Annotated in this window: 15 protein-coding genes; 5 read left to right on the top strand and 10 right to left on the bottom strand. The window is 38.5% G+C overall.

Features of this window, described 5'->3' with window-relative positions; translation table 11 throughout:
- Positions 1 to 344: 344 nt before the first annotated feature.
- From EL244_RS00775 to EL244_RS00820, 10 genes are all read right to left on the bottom strand, one after another.
- Positions 345 to 7,466, bottom strand: coding sequence for an Ig-like domain-containing protein (locus EL244_RS00775; RefSeq protein ID WP_126458055.1), 7,122 nt, complete (start codon positions 7,464 to 7,466; stop codon positions 345 to 347).
- Positions 7,467 to 7,787: 321 nt separating this feature from the next.
- Positions 7,788 to 8,213, bottom strand: a complete 426-nt coding sequence (locus tag EL244_RS00780; protein ID WP_126458058.1) for a YbaY family lipoprotein — start codon at positions 8,211 to 8,213, stop codon at positions 7,788 to 7,790.
- Between the two features lie 26 nt (positions 8,214 to 8,239).
- Positions 8,240 to 8,668 carry a winged helix-turn-helix domain-containing protein gene (locus EL244_RS00785; protein ID WP_126458061.1) on the bottom strand — a complete coding sequence of 143 codons (429 nt, stop codon included), beginning with the start codon at positions 8,666 to 8,668 and terminating at the stop codon, positions 8,240 to 8,242.
- 348 nt (positions 8,669 to 9,016) lie between these two features.
- Positions 9,017 to 9,490: a hypothetical protein gene (locus EL244_RS00790; RefSeq protein ID WP_126458063.1), complete on the bottom strand. Its 474-nt coding sequence runs from the start codon at positions 9,488 to 9,490 to the stop codon at positions 9,017 to 9,019.
- Positions 9,480 to 10,124 (bottom strand): hypothetical protein, encoded by a 645-nt coding sequence (locus EL244_RS00795; protein ID WP_126458067.1) that lies wholly within the window; start codon positions 10,122 to 10,124, stop codon positions 9,480 to 9,482. Before EL244_RS00795 ends, EL244_RS00790 begins: the two co-directional genes overlap by 11 nt.
- Entirely contained in the window at positions 10,102 to 10,548 is a 447-nt protein-coding gene (locus EL244_RS00800) for a hypothetical protein (RefSeq protein WP_336426537.1), read from the bottom strand. Before EL244_RS00800 ends, EL244_RS00795 begins: the two co-directional genes overlap by 23 nt.
- 87 nt (positions 10,549 to 10,635) lie before the next feature.
- Positions 10,636 to 11,385, bottom strand: a complete 750-nt coding sequence (sctJ, locus tag EL244_RS00805; RefSeq protein ID WP_126458070.1) for a type III secretion system inner membrane ring lipoprotein SctJ — start codon at positions 11,383 to 11,385, stop codon at positions 10,636 to 10,638.
- Between the two features lie 3 nt (positions 11,386 to 11,388).
- On the bottom strand, positions 11,389 to 11,685 hold the full coding sequence (gene sctI / locus EL244_RS00810) for a type III secretion system inner rod subunit SctI (RefSeq protein WP_006813908.1): 297 nt from the start codon (positions 11,683 to 11,685) through the stop codon (positions 11,389 to 11,391).
- Positions 11,686 to 11,738: 53 nt separating this feature from the next.
- Entirely contained in the window at positions 11,739 to 12,050 is a 312-nt protein-coding gene (locus EL244_RS18245) for an EscF/YscF/HrpA family type III secretion system needle major subunit (RefSeq protein WP_126458073.1), read from the bottom strand.
- 10 nt (positions 12,051 to 12,060) lie between these two features.
- The gene (locus EL244_RS00820; protein WP_126458076.1) at positions 12,061 to 13,254 is read right to left on the bottom strand and encodes a PrgH/EprH family type III secretion apparatus protein; all 1,194 of its coding nucleotides are present in this window, start codon (positions 13,252 to 13,254) and stop codon (positions 12,061 to 12,063) included.
- 219 nt (positions 13,255 to 13,473) lie between these two features.
- Between EL244_RS00820 and EL244_RS00825 the strand changes: the two genes are divergently transcribed.
- From EL244_RS00825 to EL244_RS00845, 5 genes are read left to right on the top strand one after another with little or no spacing between them, the layout of a single operon-like run.
- The gene (locus EL244_RS00825) at positions 13,474 to 14,250 is read left to right on the top strand and encodes a helix-turn-helix domain-containing protein (protein ID WP_126458079.1); all 777 of its coding nucleotides are present in this window, start codon (positions 13,474 to 13,476) and stop codon (positions 14,248 to 14,250) included.
- On the top strand, positions 14,240 to 15,943 hold the full coding sequence (gene sctC, locus EL244_RS00830; RefSeq protein ID WP_126458082.1) for a type III secretion system outer membrane ring subunit SctC: 1,704 nt from the start codon (positions 14,240 to 14,242) through the stop codon (positions 15,941 to 15,943). Before EL244_RS00825 ends, sctC begins: the two co-directional genes overlap by 11 nt.
- Positions 15,934 to 17,031, top strand: a complete 1,098-nt coding sequence (sctW, locus tag EL244_RS00835; RefSeq protein ID WP_006813903.1) for a type III secretion system gatekeeper subunit SctW — start codon at positions 15,934 to 15,936, stop codon at positions 17,029 to 17,031. Before sctC ends, sctW begins: the two co-directional genes overlap by 10 nt.
- A gap of 23 nt (positions 17,032 to 17,054) precedes the next feature.
- Entirely contained in the window at positions 17,055 to 19,121 is a 2,067-nt protein-coding gene (locus tag EL244_RS00840) for an EscV/YscV/HrcV family type III secretion system export apparatus protein (RefSeq protein ID WP_126458085.1), read from the top strand.
- 11 nt (positions 19,122 to 19,132) lie between these two features.
- Positions 19,133 to 19,537 carry an InvB/SpaK family type III secretion system chaperone gene (locus EL244_RS00845; RefSeq protein ID WP_006813901.1) on the top strand — a complete coding sequence of 135 codons (405 nt, stop codon included), beginning with the start codon at positions 19,133 to 19,135 and terminating at the stop codon, positions 19,535 to 19,537.
- Position 19,538 lies beyond the last annotated feature (1 nt).

Raw genomic sequence — 19,538 nt, forward strand, 5'->3', positions numbered from 1 at the left:
TCTGATTCTGGTGCTAAAAATATTATGTAGAGATATAACCATTTTGTATGATAATTAACATGAAAAGTTATCGTTAACATTATTTTGATAAATTTTTCATTAAACGTATTTCTCTTGATAGCTATGCTTCTATTCCTCTCTTTTAGTACATAAAAATACACTTTTTTAGATTGTTAGACGGACAATTAAATTTATATGATGAGCTGTAAATACATTAATTTTTTTGTGATTATATTACGTTAGGGTTAGGTATTTATGCTTATATCTTAGTGATCGAAAGGGAGAATCAGTTGATAAGGCGTCGGTTATTAGTAAAAACAGGGAGCAAAGCTCCCTGTTTTTGATTAATTATTTTTTCCGTTCCATGAAAAGTGATGTTTAAGTTCATCACTACTTCCTAAGAAACTTAACGTGGTGGTAATGTTTCCGCTACCACTGTGATTTTGATAACAATCATTTTTCAATACCTTTCTGTAAATATCATTATTACTGTAAACATAGTCATCATTAGTATTCGGAGTACTGATTTCAGGATAGCTCATGCCCGCAGATCCCGTTCCAGAATATTCATTAGAGAGAATCTCATGCTTGACATAAATAGGTGCCAGCAAACGTCTGCCATTAGTATTAATATTCATAGTCGGTGCAATCACAAGATCGATAGTTCTATCCGTTAGATAATAAGCGCAAATATTTCTTTCACTCGCTTGCCCTTCAAGAAAATACTTAACTTTGTGCCCTAATGTTTGTTGACCAATTTCTTTTGGCGATGTCACCTGAATTGGAGTATCTATCACCACAAATTCATTTTTGAGTTTATGGCTCGATTTACCTGTCGCTGAAATTGTGACCTTTAAATTGCCCGATTGGTTGAAATATTCACGTTTAGGTGGAAGAGTAATCTTTTGAATACCCGCTTGAACCGTGGCGGGGTATTCAAAGGTATTACCGTTTGGCTCGGTAACAACAGCTTTGATTGTCGCCGCGGTATCAAATTCACTGCCACCATTTAATGACCAGTTAATTTCCAAATTATCATCGGTATAGACGGGTGACCAATTACTTGTATTATCTTGTCTATTACCATTATTTCCGTAGGTAATGATATTTGCGCTGATAGCCGGTTTGGTATAAACCTTAACACGATATTCCCCACTAGTTTGCTCAAAATAATCGTTGGCTTTCACTGTCATGGTGAGGTTCGCTTCACCTTTCGCAAGGTCTTTTAACGTACCATTTTTTTCTAAACTAACGACACTGTCAGCGCCAGAAGTCCAGACAATATCGGCTTTGGAAGGCACTGTTATTTGAGTATTTTGTAAAGCAAAATGACCTTTTTCATCGGTAATTTCTTGCTCTTTTTGCGCAAAATCGATATTAAAGCGAGCTTTAGCCAAATTGTAAGTGACCTCTTGGCTTTCCGATAAAAACTGTTCGGTTTCTTTGGAACGAATCGTTAATTTGGTCACTCCAGGTTTTACTTGAGTAATAGCGCCTGAAGCAGAATCAATTTGAGCAATACTGGTATCTTGGCTGATATATTCCACAGGGATACTGGCTGCATCAGTATGGTTAAATGCGGATTGAATAGGATGATTGTTATTATCCGCCCAAGTTGCCGAAATTGTACTATTACTGGTTAAGGTTAGATTTGGTTTGGCTTTCTCAACCTCTAACTCATAGTTAGCCGCCGCAGATTTATACACGCCATTTCCATCGATGCGCGCCCAAATCTTAGTGCGTCCTGCTTTTTTCAGTTTAACTTTCCCTTGATTATCAACGGTTGCAATACTGGTGTTATCACTCGACCAAACAGGAGTCGCTCCAACGGGTAACCCTTTGATAACCTGTCCATTATCGGTTATTGATGAGTAAGTTAAACGTTTTTGAATATTATCAAAGCGTAAAGTCGGATTTATAGCATCCACTTTAATATTCAGTGGGTTAGCGATGGTATCACTGCCCACTCTAGCGGTTAATCGCACCGTACCTTGTTTGGTGGCCGTTGCCGTAGAGGTATAGCTACCATCTTGGTTATTGGTGATTCTCGCAATAGTGAAGTCAGTATTGGGTGCATTACTATTGATAGTCACTATTTCATTGCTGAGTGGATTACCAAAATCATCCTGTAACTTAATCGTGAGGATGGTTTCTTCTATACCATCAGGGCCAATATCCATTTTACTGGCAGTAAATGTCGAGTTTTGACTATTTACGGCTCCCGCATTGACTTGAACTGGGGCGGCCACTTTATTTTGACTGCTTGATAGCACCGCGGTCATCACTAATTGTCCCATTTGGTGGCTGGTGACTTTTACGTGTGCGACACCTTGGGCATTAGTCACCGTCGAGTGGGCAAACGGCTCCGCTTTTCCTTGTAGATGCCATGAAACATGAATACTTGGGAGTGGATTATTAAATTGATCCACAACGGTGGCGTAATAGGTCACTCCAGTTTGGTTTCCTGCTTGCATGTGGTTAACGCTTGGCATCAAACTAGAAATTGAACTATTGGCAGTATCTCCCTGTACCGTTAAGGTTTTGGTCTGAGGTAAAGATTGAGTACCAATATCGACGGATAAAATAGCGGTATCCGCTTGCTCGCTGCTGACGGAAACTTGATAAACTCCGTCATCTACAGCGGTTACCGGCGAGATAACCACATGGCTTTTATCCTTACGAACATGAATAGCTGTTTGTTGATTGACCAATGGATTACCAAATTGATCTTTCAATACCAGTTTTAACGTTGTCAGTTTACCCGCAGTGACCGTACTTGGCGTTAAATTCAATGATGATTTACTGACATCAAGTGCGCCTTGAACGAAAGCCACTATTGGGGCTCTAGCACTATTTTGTGATATCAGATTAATGCTGACTAATGCTTCACCGATGGTATCTCGTTGAACTTGGATCGCGCTACGGCCCGTTGTATCTGTCATCGTTTGGTTATCGGATAATAGAGTATTATCATTACCCACCCAAAACACAGGTACTCCAGCACCTAATAAGTTGCTATTGGCATCTTCAAAAATTGCACTATAGGTGACGGAGCGACCAACGGTTTCAGTTGTTTTGCTAACGGTGATCCCGCCTCTCACACGTGCGGTTTGGCTATCCGGAGTGATAGTTAGAGACACAGAATTATCCAACGTCACACTATTTGCTTTTACCTTAATCAATGTGCTTCCAGCTTTAACACCACTCAATTTTCCACGATAAACGCCTTTACTGATTTCGTTAAATCGTGGAGTAGTGATACTTAAATTGGCTGAATAATCGAGAATAATTTTATTGGCTAAGCCAGTTAATGGGTTACCAGCATTATCTTTTAACATTATGGTGATGTTGGTTTCACCCGTCGCAGCGATAATAGAAGGCACTGCAAGTGTTACGCTCGAGGCACTACGAGACACTGTACCTGCAAGAAACTCAATTTGATTGGTTGTCTCTTTGGTTGATTGCCCGACGATAGCGGCGACCTTACCTTTCCCAGCAACGGTGCTAGTTAGGGTTATCTGCGCAATACCATTATTGTCCGTTAAGCTAACAGGCTGAGAAAGTTCGCCAATATCGCTACGCCAACCAACGGCAATGCCGGCTGGTGCTGGATTGTTGGTCGCATCTGTGACTGTCGCTCGCAGGGTAATGGGATTTGTACCATCGGCAGGTGCTGTGGTTTTTCCTACTATATTAATATTTTTTAGATGTGCGGTACTGCTATCCGCAATCAGTCCAATCATTTTTTGGCTGGTGACAGAACCCGTTTGTGCGGATATATCAAATGTTCCAGCAAGATTACCGCTGATATTAACTTGGTATTCGCCGTTATTCGGCAGCTCTCTAGCTCCTGATAAACTGAGTCCCGTATTGTTCTTACTCCATTGGATATTTTGCCCTAATACAGGGTTATTCCATTGGTCTCTTAAGATGAGCGTTGCTGTCGCTTGTTCGTGATTATTTGCCACGATAGTTTGTGGTTTTATCTCTAACACACTGTTTTGTTGATGAGGAATGCCCGCCATAAATTGGATATTCTGGTGAGCTGTTTGGCGATTCATCAATTGTGCGGTGACTTGTGTTTCACCTGAAATATACCCAGATAGTTCAACTTTAGCTTGCCCTCTTAGGTCAGTCACAGTGGTGTTGGTGCTTAACCGGTTATGATTGGTTAACCATGTCACTGGAGTACCAATTAATGGGTTTTGCTGATCGTCAATTACGGTGGCCGTTAAGATAACAGTTGGTGTTTGTTGGCTAATTTGAACTCGATCCGTCGAAGAGACGATAGTCACCTTAGCGGTATTATTATCTGCGAGGGCTTTGATATGCTTAGCAACAGGCTGTGATTGTGAGCCCACCACATTTGCCGCAACCATAATATCGCCCGTAGCTTGGTTAGTGGCCAGTTCCGCTTTTACTCTACCGTCGACGGTGGTTTTGGAGAACGGAGTTAACGTGGTAATCGTGGCACCATTGTTGGCTTGTAATAGAACGTCGATACCTTCAACAGGATTACCAAAGTTATCTGTGACAATAACATCCAACAGGGCTTTATCATTCCCATTGGCGATGATAGTCGCTTTATTGATAGCTAATGTTGCCACTTTGGCTTGGTTTTTATCTGCGACAAAAGTAATAGGTACTGCCAATTGTCCATTCCCATTGGTAGAGGCAGTCACAATGACAATTCCGGCTTTATTACTGATGATTGACGTTGTCGCAATCCCTTGAGCATTGGTTTTTGCGGTTTCTTTCTCAAAGTGAAGCTCAGATCCATTGAGGTTAGATAACCAGTTAACATCAACATCAGAAACAGGATTGTTGTTGGTATCAAGGACTTTTGCAGTATAAATTACAGCGGTTCTGCCATCTGCAATATAGCTAGCTTTTGGCTCAGGTAGCACATAGTCAACCTTGGCAGTTTGACCATTTGCGGAGAATAAAAGGGTTTTATTTAGAGTGTGATTACCGACTGAGGCCGTGATAGTTGCACTACCAGACTGTGTGCTGGTGAGCTGCGTTTCCGAAATACCTTGATGATTGGTCACGACTTTATCGTTAGTTAACTGGCCTTTATCTGTGGCAAATTGAACTTCAACATTGGGAATAATATTGCCGCTAGCATCCGTTACGGTCACGGTTAATGTATTGGGTGTTATCCCATCAGCGAGGGTATGGGATTGTGATGCGTGAAAATTTTGAGGCCTTATCATCGCTGATTTTATATCGGGAATAAAGGTGACCGTGAGATCCTGAGACTCCCCCAAACCAGCGCTAGCTGTGATCAGTACATCACCAGCAAGGGTGCTGGTGACAGTGGTAGAGGCAAAACCGTTTTGATCGGTGCTGGTGGTGTTGCTACTGAAAGAGACCTTATTCGGATTTTTGTCTGAGCTCCACGTGACCCGTGTGTTAATCAGTGGGTTGCCGTTAGCATCTTTTAATTGGGTTTTGATTTCGAGTGGCGTTTTACCGTCAGCAGGCTGTGACTGTGAGACGTTAGTCATTAATTTGGCAATTTGCGTTGTGGCACCATCAGCAAGGACAGAAACTTTGATTTCTGGAAAAACGGCATTGCGCGCTTTAGACACTAAAACAAAATTTTCCGGTGTCGTTCCGCTTGTTAATATCGCTTCATATTGTCCCGTAGCGATACGGGTAAAGCCACTGATGGTTGTTAAATTGGCAGTATTAGCAGAATTGACACTTCGTGCGGCTGTCTTATTCGCCACCACTTTTTCAATGCCAATTTCATTTGCGGCGAGGTCAATGTAGTTTCCCGCTTTATCTCTGATAGAGAGAGATAACTTTTTTGTATTTTTACCATCAGCAATTAAGTCGATTTTTCTGGGGGTTAGTGCACTTTTTATGGGATAAATCGCCGGCTGGGTGACGACAACACGTAACATGGTATTGGGTGACATATTCCCTTTTTTATCGATAGCAACGGCGCTGATGGTGTAGTTGTTAGCACCTTTGGCATCATTGCGATAAGCGGGGAGAACAAGACTATATTTACCATTCTCTTGAACAATATGACCTCCGGCAGCAACCAGAGTCTCTGCGTTCCATTTTAAATGGCTAAGACCGTATTTACTGGCTACCGTGAAACTCAGTGGAATTTTTTCTCCTGCATAGCCGGTTATAGAATTAGCGATATTTAACTGAATAACATCATTTTTCTTATATTCCAAAACGATATGATTATTACGGCTAACGAAATCGTAGCGGTTACCCATTAATGAACGGAATGTGGTCACTGATCCAGGATCTAAATGTTGTTTCCATGTTTTACCAAATTGGTAATTTAGCTGGAGACCAAAACGGGAATCTTGTTTACTGGCTTTCCCTTGGCGGTGCTCAGCATTAAATGTGACTAATGGAATTGGCGTGTAGTTGAGTCCGGCAGTAATGGAATAAGGGTTTTGTTGTAGATTTTTTGTGCCGAATAGAGCAACGCTATCCCCATAATATTGTTCATAGGTAAGTTTTCCACCAATGTGTGGATAACTTGGTAGCCAGCCTTCAGCACGGACATCCCAACCATTGGAAGGACGAGCAGAATGATCCGCTAAATCTCGAGAACTTCTCCAGCCACTTAGACGATGATAGCTATTGGCAGATAATTTTAAGAAGTCACGACGATATTCGACACCCAGCCCTAAACGGGAATGTTTGCGTGAAATATCATAGTCGAAAAATGTGTTACCACCGATCATTTGGCCATCACCATACCAACGAGCACCGAGACCTAAGTTGGTCTCGATACGGCCTTCTTTTCGGTGCAAACTGGTTTGACTAAAAATCAGATTATCTTCTGTCTCATACCAAGGCATGAGTAAGTCTATCTGCGAGTTTTTTAACGAAAATTTCTTATCAGCCTCAAGGTGGATTTGTGAGCTACCAAAGCGATTAAACCAATCTTGAGCATAGCTGCTAGCGGCAGTGGTCAGCAGTTCACGGGCAAAAGCTTTCGTTTTTTCTTGATCAGGATTGGTGGAGAAAAATTTACCTGCTTGAGAGGCTAATTGAGCGACGCGTATTTCGTTTTCACTTGCTGAAGAAGGCAGAACGATTTCAGGCTTATCATCATCCCATTCCACAATTGGTAGCGGAGCCATTGGGATGTCTAATTCATCGCCAGGCTGTAAATTTTCAAAATTTTGAGAGAAAGTTCGAAATTGGTTTAATTTTCGTAATTGTTGCAGGCTAATATTATATTTGTCTGCGATACTTTGAGCTGTTTCACCCACTTGCAGTGTATAGCGTTGCGTTTCTCTAAATACTGAACGGTTATTTTTAGGTAATAAAAATTCACGTTGCTTATCGTTTTGCTCATTAAAAGCACGAACGGCAACAGGCGTAAAAATAGAGGCTAAAGGAAAAATAATTTGTATAGCAATATTTATCCATGCAATAAATTTTAAACGATGAGGAATGTGGTTCCCTAATCCGCTATTCATTAAATAACTCCGAAACAAAATGGGTAAAATAAATTTTTTAAATGAGTGATTTTTAAATCCATTTTCCGAAGAATATTTAATGATGTTTATTTATCGGTAATACTCAAAATCATCCTTGATATAAACGTGTTGTGATTATATTTATTATTTCTGTTTGTTCTGCGTGAATAATTTGGAATTGTTTTGGAATTTAAATGAATATTCAGATAATCAATGTGATTTACTGGGCTTTCACTGGGATGCTCTATTCAAAAAAATAAATATCTATTAGCAATTAAGCTAATTAAATATTGTCTATTATTTTGTTTTTATCTAACTGAGTTAGATAGCGTTAACTCTTAATGACAGTCTTTCCGAGGAATTCCGAATGACAGGAATGATTTGATTACTCATCATCAATAATTCACCTTGGATCTCAACACGAACACTGAGTCCAAAATAACGATCTTGGCTTAACAGTTCTTCGGGTAAATTAATGGAGAAATTAACGGTTCGGCCTGCTTTGCGAGTAGTAAAACTATAATCATAATGACTTTTTTCTGTGTAATCAGTACCATTTAATGAGGATACCGAAAGAGTAATGAGAGCATCAGCAGGGATATCTATCGATTGGGAGTAGATATCACCTCTGAGATTAAATGTATTTTCTGATTTATTTAATGGAGTATTGCATGCTAATAAAAATAAACTACTCACTAATATAAATATTAAAAATAGACTATTTTTTGAGATATAAAATTTAGGCATGATTATCTTTCTTTTATATGAATAGATTATTGGAATGAACGCTTAAAGACTTTTTGGAAGAAGCATCGTACATAGCTATACATGTTTTTCTTCTCATAATGCCTTGTTAATATTGGCATTTCTGCTTTTTCGCCTGTGTATAATATACCGATTCTTGGCAGTGTCATGATCAGATTTTCATCTAATTCAACCTTTTTAAAGGATTGGCGTAATTGTCTGACAAGCTTATAATAACTGCTCTCAGTCACGATGGTTCCTCGCTTCTCCCAAATTTCATGCATCACTTCTCGCTTACTATTGGTTTTCAATAATAATAACTTTAATAAACAGGATTCATTTTCTGATAAATTAATGGTCTTTTTACCGCGAGAAAGTGTTCTTTTCAGTGGGTCATAGACAACTTGATCACATAAAAGAATCATTGGTTCTACTTGTGTGTATTCCATTTTATTCATAATAATTCCCACAAATATAGTTAAATAGAAAAATAATTATATACATCGTAACCGCCAGTAAAGTGGTGTTCAATATAAAAAAACGATGAGGTATACGATAAATAAAAGATTAAAGCGTTTTTTTAAAAGTGAACAAGGTGTTTTGATGATGTAAATTTAAACTACTACCTGTGGGTGTATATATCAATTTCAAATTTATTTTTTTTATATTTCTAAAATTTGATAGATGAAAAAAATTAGACTATAGAAAATATAGCCTAAGCTTATCAATATTAGCCGGATGAGGGATTAATAGAATTTGGATGAAATGAAATAATCTAATCATGAGATTTATATAAACAAGTCATCCTATTCATCATCAGAGTCATCATTTATATTAATATTCGTCATATTTTTGTTTAATTGGTCAGCAAACGGAGTATTCATTAAGCTGATTGCCATATATCGCTGTAGAGCTTTAGTAAAATCTTTATATAAAGGAGAACCTTCTTCAGATGAAGATTTTAATGTTTTTCCAACTTGCTCAATAAATGACTCTTTTTCACTCCGATTTAGGTTAATCATTGTTTTAAAAACAAAGGCAAATCGAGCTTTTTCATTATCATGATTTTGTAACTCCGTAATGAATTTTGTTACCTTAACGTCTGTTTCCTCAGAGATATGGGGAATGTTTTTAGCGTGATAATTCTGTATATCTTTCATAATATTGCGGCTTGTCCAAAGGTTACTCATTTTTGTGTGTAGATCGTGTGTACTCACCGACTTCACTTCATGAGTACCTGGTGTTGAAAAATTATGTGGCGAAAAAGTACTAATCTTCATTGTGGTTTTCCATTACCTGTAATTGCTTCATTAAATTGTTATAGGCTTGCTTATGTTGTTGGTGTATCTGACAGCGGGTTGAGATGGCAAATATTTGTGGTAATGTTTTTTTAGTCGCAATTTGGGGTGAAAAATAAGTAATTTTATTATCAATTTCAAATGCAACCGTATTATCGGATGCTGGTATTACAGTTAGTCCTACCATGTTATTGGGAATTTTTGCCTGCAATTTAGCCGGAATGTGCAATCTTGCATTGCTTCCATGATGGTATGACTGCGTAAAGTGCTCTGCGACAATCTGTTGTAACCGTTCATCAGAGAACAGTGATGTTAATAAATTCACGAGATGAGTTTCAGTTTGACTAATGGTCTTCTGATACTCTTTTTCGCTGGTTTCAATCGCATCAATAAAATCATGCAATAATTGGGCTAGGCCATCTTGATAGCCTTGCTGATAGGCGATTGCATGAATAGCTTCTTGAGCTAGTTGAGCTTGCTGATGGCAGTCGCTGGCCTTTTGCTGTGCTTGCCTGATCACTGCCTGAGCATATTGATTGGTGCTTAAAGCTTGATGCTTAATCAGCACATTCTCAATCATGGTTTGCTGGATATTAGGTGCTGTTTTTTCTGACATAATGGCAAGTTTCTTCAATAATGTTCCAAGGTAACAACACATTTTCAGAGGTATCAATTAACCGCTGAGTTGAACGACTAAACATATATTTTGCGCGTGCGGAGTAGCTCTCACAAAAAGGAGCTAAACAGGTTAATAGTTGCCAAGCACCCAGTGCGAGTAATGTTTGTGGCGTTGCTACCAACGTATTTTTTACCTGCCATAACGGATGACTCAATTGTGAATGCAGCTCTTGGTATTGAGATAGCTCACCCCACCATGGAAGTGGTTTTGGGGATTGAATCACACCTAAACCCCATGCCACTTTAGGTAATTGCGCCCAGTTCTGAGCAACTGCATCTGGCAACATTTGTGTATTCTCATTAGGCAAACCGAGAGAATACCGCTGTATCAATTTTTGATTCTGCCGGTGTTGTAATGGCACTGGTAACAGATGGTAGTTATCATGGTTAAATTCCGGGTGAAAATAGCATCCGGGCGCTAAAAAATATCCTTTTGATCAATTAGCAGTTTATTCAACTGGGTCATCTTTTGGATTCTCCGTTCCATCTTCATTATTCTGTTTTTTAAATCTCTGCGGGAAATACATGAATAATGCAATTAATGAACCGATAACCGCCGCAATTGTTGCAGTGAGAATGACTGGATTGAATGTACGTTCTGGCCCTTTCTTGGTTTGATAGATTAATGGCTTGCGATTAACGATAACCACGGAAACATTGTCATAGGTAGTTTCCGCAAAGCTATTATTTAAAAATAGTTTTATTTTATTCATCATGACTTTAGGATCTTCATTCCCTGAATAAGTCACGAGGCTAGATACTTTTTGTACTGGTTTAATTGGACCATTACCAGCAACAGGGTAGCTGACGTGAACTCGGGCGTTTATCACATGTGGAATGGTCAATAAAGACTGTTCGAGACGCTGCTCAATTAATGAAAGCACACGAGTTCGCTCCGCCTGGGGTGAAGCAACCAACGAATCACCAGGGAAAGCATGGATGATTTCTACAGGTTCCTTAGACGGCAGATTATATTGACGTAGCAAGTCTACAGAAATCACAAAATCATCCGGTGAAACGCGGATAGAATCCCCATTTTTAGAGTCTTGTTTACGTTGTGCTTCAATACCATGCTCTTGTAAAACAGCAAGAACTTCATTGCTTTGTCGTTGGCTGAGGTCACTCAACAATAATTGGTTATCACAGCCAAGTAATAAGCCAACAAAACCCACTAAGAGAAGCTTTTTCAATATATTCATGATCTACTGTGCTTTTAAAACGGTATCAATTGCCGAGACACTTTTATGAGTCAGTGTGCTGATCATATTCATGGCTAGACTGTAATTACCGACTTGGTTTTGTAATTCCAGAAGTTTTGCTGGATTACTGGGATCGATATTATTAACTTTTTCTATAATATCGGCCTTCTCCTGACCCACTGATGTTGTATATTCAGAGAACAGTTTTTTCACTTTCTCTTCGATTGGCATCGATGGTGCTGTGAGTGCATCAATGTCTACAATATTCGATACTGCGATACTCGAGATAATAGGTAACATAAATTTTTTCCTATAAGGAATAGAGCATCAAAATACGTGATGCTCATAGGGAATCACACGTTACGAATAATTGCTTGTGCGGCATCTTTAATTGATTTCATTACGTTACTTTGTAATTGACGAGCCATATTATAATTACCGCTTAATGCTGTGATTTTTCCGAGTACTAATGGGTTATCAACTTCCAGAGATTTATCATCTAGCATTGATTTTAATTCATCAGCAAGAGTTTTTGTTCTTTCACTAATACCCGCAGAACTACGATACATCATGCCCCATTTGTTATCGGTACCTACAGCTGATGAATTTTCTAATTTAGAGCCATCCCAATTACCAGTAGATCCTGAAATACCTGGTGTGGACATATTGATTACCTCATTGATTAAATTTATTTGCATTAAATAACCAATGGTTTTTACCTAAAAGCGTATAACCATTGGCATGGGTGATAAACGATTTTCCAGCAAATTCATTATTCGCTAGGGAAACAGAAAATTGAATTTGTTTATTTCCCCATTTTTTATTAAATGAATTGGTGAAGTTAATTAAAGAGATCGTCTGTTTATCATTTAAACTATCTCTTATAACAAAGATAACTTTATTACCTTTGGTTATTCTATTCCATTGAACATTGCTTTCTGTTAATCCTAGCTCGGCTTTTTTTAATAAATCATCAAAGTTAAAATATTCAACTTTACTTTTTGTATAACAGCTAAAACGTTTAGATATAATTCGATCAATATCTTCATTGATATTGATATTTTTTTGATTTTTGATAATTCTAACAATAGGGTTGCAAGGATTTTTAATTTCAACTTTCAATAGGCTTGGTACAATATCAATAAGAGTATCTTCAATTTCAGATTCTAGTTTATCGCTATTGATGATTGTGAATTTCTCATTATATTTAGCTTTAATTAAACTTTGCCTACTCCAATCTTCATCACGTTGAGAGTTTACAATGATCAAGGTTTTATTTTTATTGTCTTGTGCGAATAATATTGGATGATGGCTATCATTTAGAATATTCTCTAGTGTTTGATATTTTTTATCATCATTATTTTTCGGACTATTTTGGAATAGTAATGTGATGATTAACAAGGTGACAAATATTAATAAAATGATGATCGTTTTTTCATTAAAAGACGGCTTCTTCTTAGTGGCAGATTCATTGAATGAGTCTGATTGAGTTTCATCGGTATCTACATTTTGTTGGGATGTAAATGATTTATTCCACTTTTTATTCAATGGTTTTATCGCTATAGGGAATGAATCAGCTAATAGAATTTCTTGAAAAGTGACAGGCAATATGTGGCTATGACGACCTTGGCTAAATCGAATAAATAATTTATCTTTCTGAGTCGGATCAGAATCAATTGAAAGCTCACAGCGCTCACCATCACTTGGAATATAATAAGTCGCTAACCCATTTTCATCGATATCAGTATGATAACTAATATTACTATCAATGATAATAAGATTTTTATCTATATTTATCATTAATTCTTGACCGCTCATTGGACCGCTAATAATTTTTATTATGTAATTACGGTTATTTGTTTCTATCATAAAGATAATCTCAACTAATAAATTTAAGTAATTTTATTTAACATCAATGGAAAGTATTAAAGATTAAATTCATTGCTGAGTCAGCTGAATTTATCTTATTCATTCACACTTCGTATTTTCATTTCATATTCCGATTTATTCCGGAGTATTCATTTGTCTTTTATTATCTAATCACCCACTCTACGCTCACTGGAAATCAATGGTTAAGGCCTATTTATAATGTCAGATAAAGAGATTGCTAAATTATTGGAAAGTAGAAATAGTTGCTTTTCTTTACAGGACACATTGGTCTTGTCAATCCCCAAAAGAAATACAGCGACGTTTTTTTATAAATCCGTATATTCTAATTTGAATATTAAAATACAAGAACCCGCTATTTTTATTTGTCAGCTTAAACATTTAAGTGTTGATAATAAATTGTGGGATATATATACGATGAGTGTATCTGAATTGGTTGAAACTCTCGCTATTATAGATACTGCAATGGGTCAATCTTTTCTTGCAAAAAAAGAGCGTAAAGTAAATGAACAAAATATTTTCCCAGAATTTATTAATATTGAAGATGAAATATCATCTCCAATATTAATAAAGAACATTATTATTGACCTAATTATTAAAAATCAAATCCACTTTGAACAATGGTGCGATGTATTAAGACGCTATGAAGCCTATGGCATGATGCGTTTTTTAATTACGTTTGCGCAAAAAGATAAAAATGCCAATATTAACCAATTATGTGTTCGCTATGGAATTTCAGCCTCTTATTTTAGACAGCTATACAGAGAGAATTTTAATAAAACAGCTAAACGAAAAATAATGAGTGTTCGTATGGCACATGCCATTTTGCAATTAATTGAAAGCGAAGATTCAATTCTTGATGTGGGATTAGAGGCAGGATATTGCTCCGCATCTCACTTTACTAATGATATTAAAAAAGAATTGGGCTTAACACCCTCAGAGATAAGGCACCTTGGAGCAATGTTATATGAACAGTAAAAGATACGTAGCGGTTGTTTTATCGCTATTTTTACTGAGTGTAAATATGAATACTGCGCAATCAGAAATGATGGTTGCGGAGCCAGTTACACAGGAAAAAAACTACGATACTTTTGTTGCAAATAATATTGCAGTAGGAAAAGTATTTGATGCGGTAGCAGAACGAATCAATAAACCGATTATTTTAAGTCGGTTAGCTGCACAAAAGAAAGTCACTGGAAATTTTAATCTTGCGAATGCGGATGAGATGTTTAAAGCATTAACCCGCCGGATTGCCTTAGTTTGGTATGACGACGGTGCAGGGATTTATGTTTATGACAACAGTGAAATGCGTAGCTTAATTATCCCAACTCATAAAGTGAGTAGCCAGCAGGTTATTAGCTACATTCAACGTAATGGAATTTATGATTCGCGCTTCCCAGTGCGTTCACAAGGTGGCGATACCATGCTCTTTGTTTCTGGCCCACCATTATATGTGGAACTGATTAAAGGTGCTGCGTTATATCTTAGTGAACAAGTTAAACAAGAAGAAAAAGGCAGCGGCAATGTAGCGGTTATTCCGTTAAAACATGCCTCTGTTACAGATCGTAGTTACTCATTACGCGGTCAAACAGTCACGGTACCCGGTATGTTATCGGTAATGAGTTCACTGTTTAAAAGTGGGGGTAGCACGGTTGAGGAAACATTAGATATTGAACCTGCCAGGTTGAATTCCTCGGACGATGATATTGATGCGCTGATGGATGCCCCAATTGGTGGTAGCACTAACACAAACAATCGACACGTTGTCATCAAACGTGGAGGTGGCGCGAAAAGTACCTTTTCTCTTGTGGCTCATCCAGATAGTAACAGTTTGATTGTAAAAGGGAGCCCAGAGCAAATTCGCTATGTGCGTGAGCTGGTAAAAAACCTAGATAACCGCCGTCGCCAAGTTGAATTGTCCCTGTGGATCATCGATATCACTCGTTCTGAATTAGATAACTTAGGAGTCAATTGGGAAGTCGGTTCTTTTAAAGCGGGTGGCGGGGCTATCTCTTTTAACCGCAGTACATTACCTGATACCAGCAAGTTTCTAGTCCAAATTGATGCACTGAGCAAAAATGGCAATAGCCAAATTGTTTCCCGCCCCGTGCTGTTAACTCAAGAAAACGTCCCTGCATTATTTGATAACAACACCAGTTTCTACGCCAAGTTACAAGGGGAGCGTATTGCCACCTTAGAGCAGGTGACTTACGGAACCATGATCAGCGTGATGCCACGTATATCTGCGGGTCAAAGCGTGGAAATGGAAGTCAATATTGAAGACGGGGCAGAGAATCGCGATAGCAGCGGAAAAACGTCCAATGTTGAAGGTTTGCCTTCAGTTAACCGTACCAGTATTAATACCGTGGCGCGTATCGCTAAAAACAGCAGCTTGTTAATCGGTGGATATACCCGAGAACAATATATTGAAAATGAAAGCAAAATTCCATTATTGGGGGATATTCCATGGGTTGGCCGTTTATTCAGCCATACATCGACCAACCAACAAAAAATGGTTCGTATCTTTTTAATCCAGCCACGTTTATTGGATGAGAACGAAGTGTGGGATGGGCGACAATTTTCAGAAAGTCATCGTATTACTGAAAAAGATAGTCAGCTACATGGCACGGTGCAGTTCTTGCAGCAATACATGAGGGATTCATGGCAATAACACCCCTGAACTACAACAGCCGGATGTTGCTGAACTCGCAAGAAAAAAGCCGTTCAACAACCAAAAACAGTGATGACGCTGGTGAGGTTGCTCGTGGTTTAGGTGTGATAGACAGTGCCAGTGAATATGCCTCGATGTCAATGCTAGCTGCGAGTCATATTCGCCGAGGTAATGCACGAAAGGATAATGAAGAGGAATGGATGCGTTTTGCAGAACGCATTTTGGAAAATAATGCAGATGAAAAAGTATTGCGCATTGAGGGAATATTAAATCGCCAATTAATGACACCTCAGCAATTACGTGCCTTTTTATTGCAGTTTTTTTTGGATCCCAGTGATTTATTGATGGTATTAGCCGCATTAATTAATAGAAAAAAACTCAAGCAAGAACAAATTGATAGCTTACAAGAATTAGAAAGTTTGTTACTGGCTGAAGATACCCAGCGTACTGCTCAAGCCGGGATCAATGTGGCTCTGATTGCCAAAGCGTTTGCGCAAACATTGCGGGAAAGTGCGGGTAATTTACGCGGGTTATATCGCGAATTTATTGGTTATGACGGTCCGGTTGTATATCTGTACGAGCAATGGGCTGAAGAGATGGAAATGGTGAAGCGTGAAAATATGATGCGCTACCTTGCCCGCGCATTGGCGTGTGACCTGCAAGCACTGCCTCTCGGCGACCTGAATATTAGTGAGTTTGGAAGTTTCTTTACGCGCATTGGGCGACTGCGAGAACTGCAATCTTTAGACCGTATTTTTAGTCAGCAATTTATCCAATCGGGTCTGTTTCGCCATCGAGCAGCATTATCGCAGAGCCATTTGGAAAAGGTGTTAAGCCAATTATTCACCAGCGGCATTCGTAGCCAAGACAGTTTTAGTGACAAAGTTATGCATTTTATTCGTGATGAACTTCAGGTCATGACCAGCGATTTACGGGCTCGGTTTTTACAGCTGCTGATTATTGCATTTTCGGTCATACCCGTCGGCGTATTTCATTCGCTAGAAGCGCGGGAAGAATTACTCGACCAGTTAAAAATATACATGGATTCATTACTGGCGCAAGAACAGCGCTTACGTCGTCAGCCATGATTTGATAGGAAATAAATTACCCCATGAACAATTTCACCGGATTTTTATTACAAATCCGTAATCGCCCAGAATTGATGGTTTTAGTCATCATGATCATGGTTATTGCGATGCTAATTATCCCGTTACCTACGGTGCTGGTTGATTTGCTAATTGCACTGAATATTATGATTTCAGTGCTAATTTTTATGAGCTCGTTTTATATAACCCGAGTCCTTAACTTCCAATCATTTCCTTCAATTCTATTAATTAGCACGTTATTTAGATTGGCATTATCCATCAGTACCAGTCGCCTTATTTTATTAGAGGCCGATGCTGGAGACATTATTGATACTTTCGGTAAGTTTGTTATTCAGGATAACTTGGTCGTGGGAATGGTGGTATTTTCCATTGTTACGATTGTGCAATTCATTGTTATTACCAAAGGTTCTGAACGTATTGCCGAGGTAGCCGCACGCTTCTCGTTGGATGCGATGCCCGGTAAACAGATGAGCATCGATGCAGATTTACGTGCTGGCGTCATTGATGAAGCGACGGTCAAAATCAAGCGTGGTGAATTGGAAAAAGAGAGCCAGTTATTTGGTTCATTTGACGGTGCGATGAAGTTTATTAAAGGGGATGCAATCGCGGGTATTGTTATTATTTTTGTTAACTTTATTGGCGGTATTTCGGTGGGAACAGCTCAGCAAGGCATGGATGTTTCCACGGCATTAAACACTTTCACATTATTAACTATCGGTGATGGGTTAGTGGCGCAAATCCCCGCATTATTAATTTCCATTAGTGCTGGTTTTATTGTGACGCGCGTAGGCGGTAATGATAAAAACTTGGGTGAAAATATTGTTTCCGAATTATTTGATAATGATTTCACCATTTTAATTACTGCATTAATTGTATTTTTTATGGGGTTCTTACCGGGATTCCCGACAACAATATTTTTATTCCTGTCTTCATTATTAATGGGATTATTTGCGGCACGTTACATTAAAAAACGTAAAAACCAGCGTAACGAGCAGCTCTCTAATCGAGAAAATGTACAAACAGAGGCGACGGAAGGGGAAACCCAGCGTTCCAATGCCGATTTTGACGATGACTATATTCCAGAAACTCTTCCCGTCATTATCTCAGTAAATCAGCAATATAAGCAGCACCTTGAGGATAACGCTTTTTTATCTCGCATGAAAAAAGATGTCTTTATTCGCTACGGCTATCGCATTCCGGATATTGCAATCAATTACTCGCCCATTGTGCCTGAAAATAAAATTGTGGTGCTGATTAATGAAGTTAAAGCGGGTGAATACGACGTTTATTTCCATGGGCATCGCTTATTAACGGCGAACGACGAATTGGAATATCTCGGCATGGAATTAATTAAATATGCCGATGAATATGGCTCCATAAGTACATGGTTCGGTCATCAATATTTATCGGATATTGAGCAGCTTGGATTAATGGCGCGTGATGATGTGACCGAAATGATCGATTGTGTCAGTACGCTATTACTTCGACATATCAATGAATTCTTCGGCATACAGGAAACTAAAAATTTACTGGATGATCTTGAAAGAAAATACCCCGAATTACTGAAAGAATGTTATCGCCACGCCACGGTTCAAAAAGTGACAGAGGTTTTCCAGCGTTTATTAACGGAAAAAATCTCGGTACGAAATATGAAGTTAATCATTGAAACTTTGGTGCAATGGGTGCCAAAAGAGAAAGATAGCATGATGCTGGTTGAACATATCCGCAGTTCAATGGCGCGCTATATATCATCACGTTTTTCCGTGGATGGACGCTTAAATGTGCTGATGGTCAATGCGGAAATTGAAGACACCATTCGTCAGGGAATTCGTCAATCATCGGGTGGAGTCTATTTACACTTAGAACCTGAAAAAACCAATGAACTGATTCAAGCCGCCGAATTGGCTTTAGAAAATAGTTACTTATCAACACGCGATATTAACGTGTTGGTGCCAGTCGATATTCGTCGATTTGTGAAAAAAATCTTGGAAGGTCGTTTCCCAGAATTAGAGGTGCTGTCATTTAATGAAGTCTCTGAAATGGTGAAAGTGAATGTTATTAAAACAATATAAGGAACTTATCAATGAAGTATCGTTTTGTCGAAAAATTAAATGAATTTTTAAATTCAATGGGTCGTAGTGATTTAATTAATTCACAATTAGATTGCCATTCAAATATTCAGTTGGAGATGAATGATTCTCCGGCAATTAATATTGATTTATCCACGGATGAATTAATTATTTGGTGCAATTTAGCTGAATGTAACTATAGCCGATTGGATTCAGTTAGCGCCTCGCTGTTAAGAAGCTTAATCGAGTATCCACCTCGTAATTTTCAACCGGGGCAGCCAGCATTAAATATCATTGACAATACCTTGGTGTTGTCTGCGGTATTAAAAGAAAAGTCTATGGATAACATGCAGTTATTCGCCGATAGTTTTGAGGAATTTTTCGAGCGAGCTAACGAAATTAGAACACAATTAGTGTAAC

The organism is Providencia rustigianii (assembly GCF_900637755.1).
GTDB lineage: Bacteria > Pseudomonadota > Gammaproteobacteria > Enterobacterales > Enterobacteriaceae > Providencia > Providencia rustigianii.

Excerpts from the sequence above, each read along its gene's own strand:
- EL244_RS00775 (WP_126458055.1), bottom strand. The coding sequence starts at position 7,466 with ATGAATAGCGGATTAGGGAACCACATTCCTCATCGTTTAAAATTTATT.
- EL244_RS00780 (WP_126458058.1), bottom strand. The coding sequence starts at position 8,213 with ATGCCTAAATTTTATATCTCAAAAAATAGTCTATTTTTAATATTTATA.
- EL244_RS00785 (WP_126458061.1), bottom strand. The coding sequence starts at position 8,668 with ATGAATAAAATGGAATACACACAAGTAGAACCAATGATTCTTTTATGT.
- EL244_RS00790 (WP_126458063.1), bottom strand. The coding sequence starts at position 9,490 with ATGAAGATTAGTACTTTTTCGCCACATAATTTTTCAACACCAGGTACT.
- EL244_RS00795 (WP_126458067.1), bottom strand. The coding sequence starts at position 10,124 with ATGTCAGAAAAAACAGCACCTAATATCCAGCAAACCATGATTGAGAAT.
- sctJ (WP_126458070.1), bottom strand. The coding sequence starts at position 11,385 with ATGAATATATTGAAAAAGCTTCTCTTAGTGGGTTTTGTTGGCTTATTA.
- sctI (WP_006813908.1), bottom strand. The coding sequence starts at position 11,685 with ATGTTACCTATTATCTCGAGTATCGCAGTATCGAATATTGTAGACATT.
- EL244_RS18245 (WP_126458073.1), bottom strand. The coding sequence starts at position 12,050 with ATGTCCACACCAGGTATTTCAGGATCTACTGGTAATTGGGATGGCTCT.
- EL244_RS00820 (WP_126458076.1), bottom strand. The coding sequence starts at position 13,254 with ATGATAGAAACAAATAACCGTAATTACATAATAAAAATTATTAGCGGT.
- EL244_RS00825 (WP_126458079.1), top strand. The coding sequence starts at position 13,474 with ATGTCAGATAAAGAGATTGCTAAATTATTGGAAAGTAGAAATAGTTGC.
- sctC (WP_126458082.1), top strand. The coding sequence starts at position 14,240 with ATGAACAGTAAAAGATACGTAGCGGTTGTTTTATCGCTATTTTTACTG.
- sctW (WP_006813903.1), top strand. The coding sequence starts at position 15,934 with ATGGCAATAACACCCCTGAACTACAACAGCCGGATGTTGCTGAACTCG.
- EL244_RS00840 (WP_126458085.1), top strand. The coding sequence starts at position 17,055 with ATGAACAATTTCACCGGATTTTTATTACAAATCCGTAATCGCCCAGAA.
- EL244_RS00845 (WP_006813901.1), top strand. The coding sequence starts at position 19,133 with ATGAAGTATCGTTTTGTCGAAAAATTAAATGAATTTTTAAATTCAATG.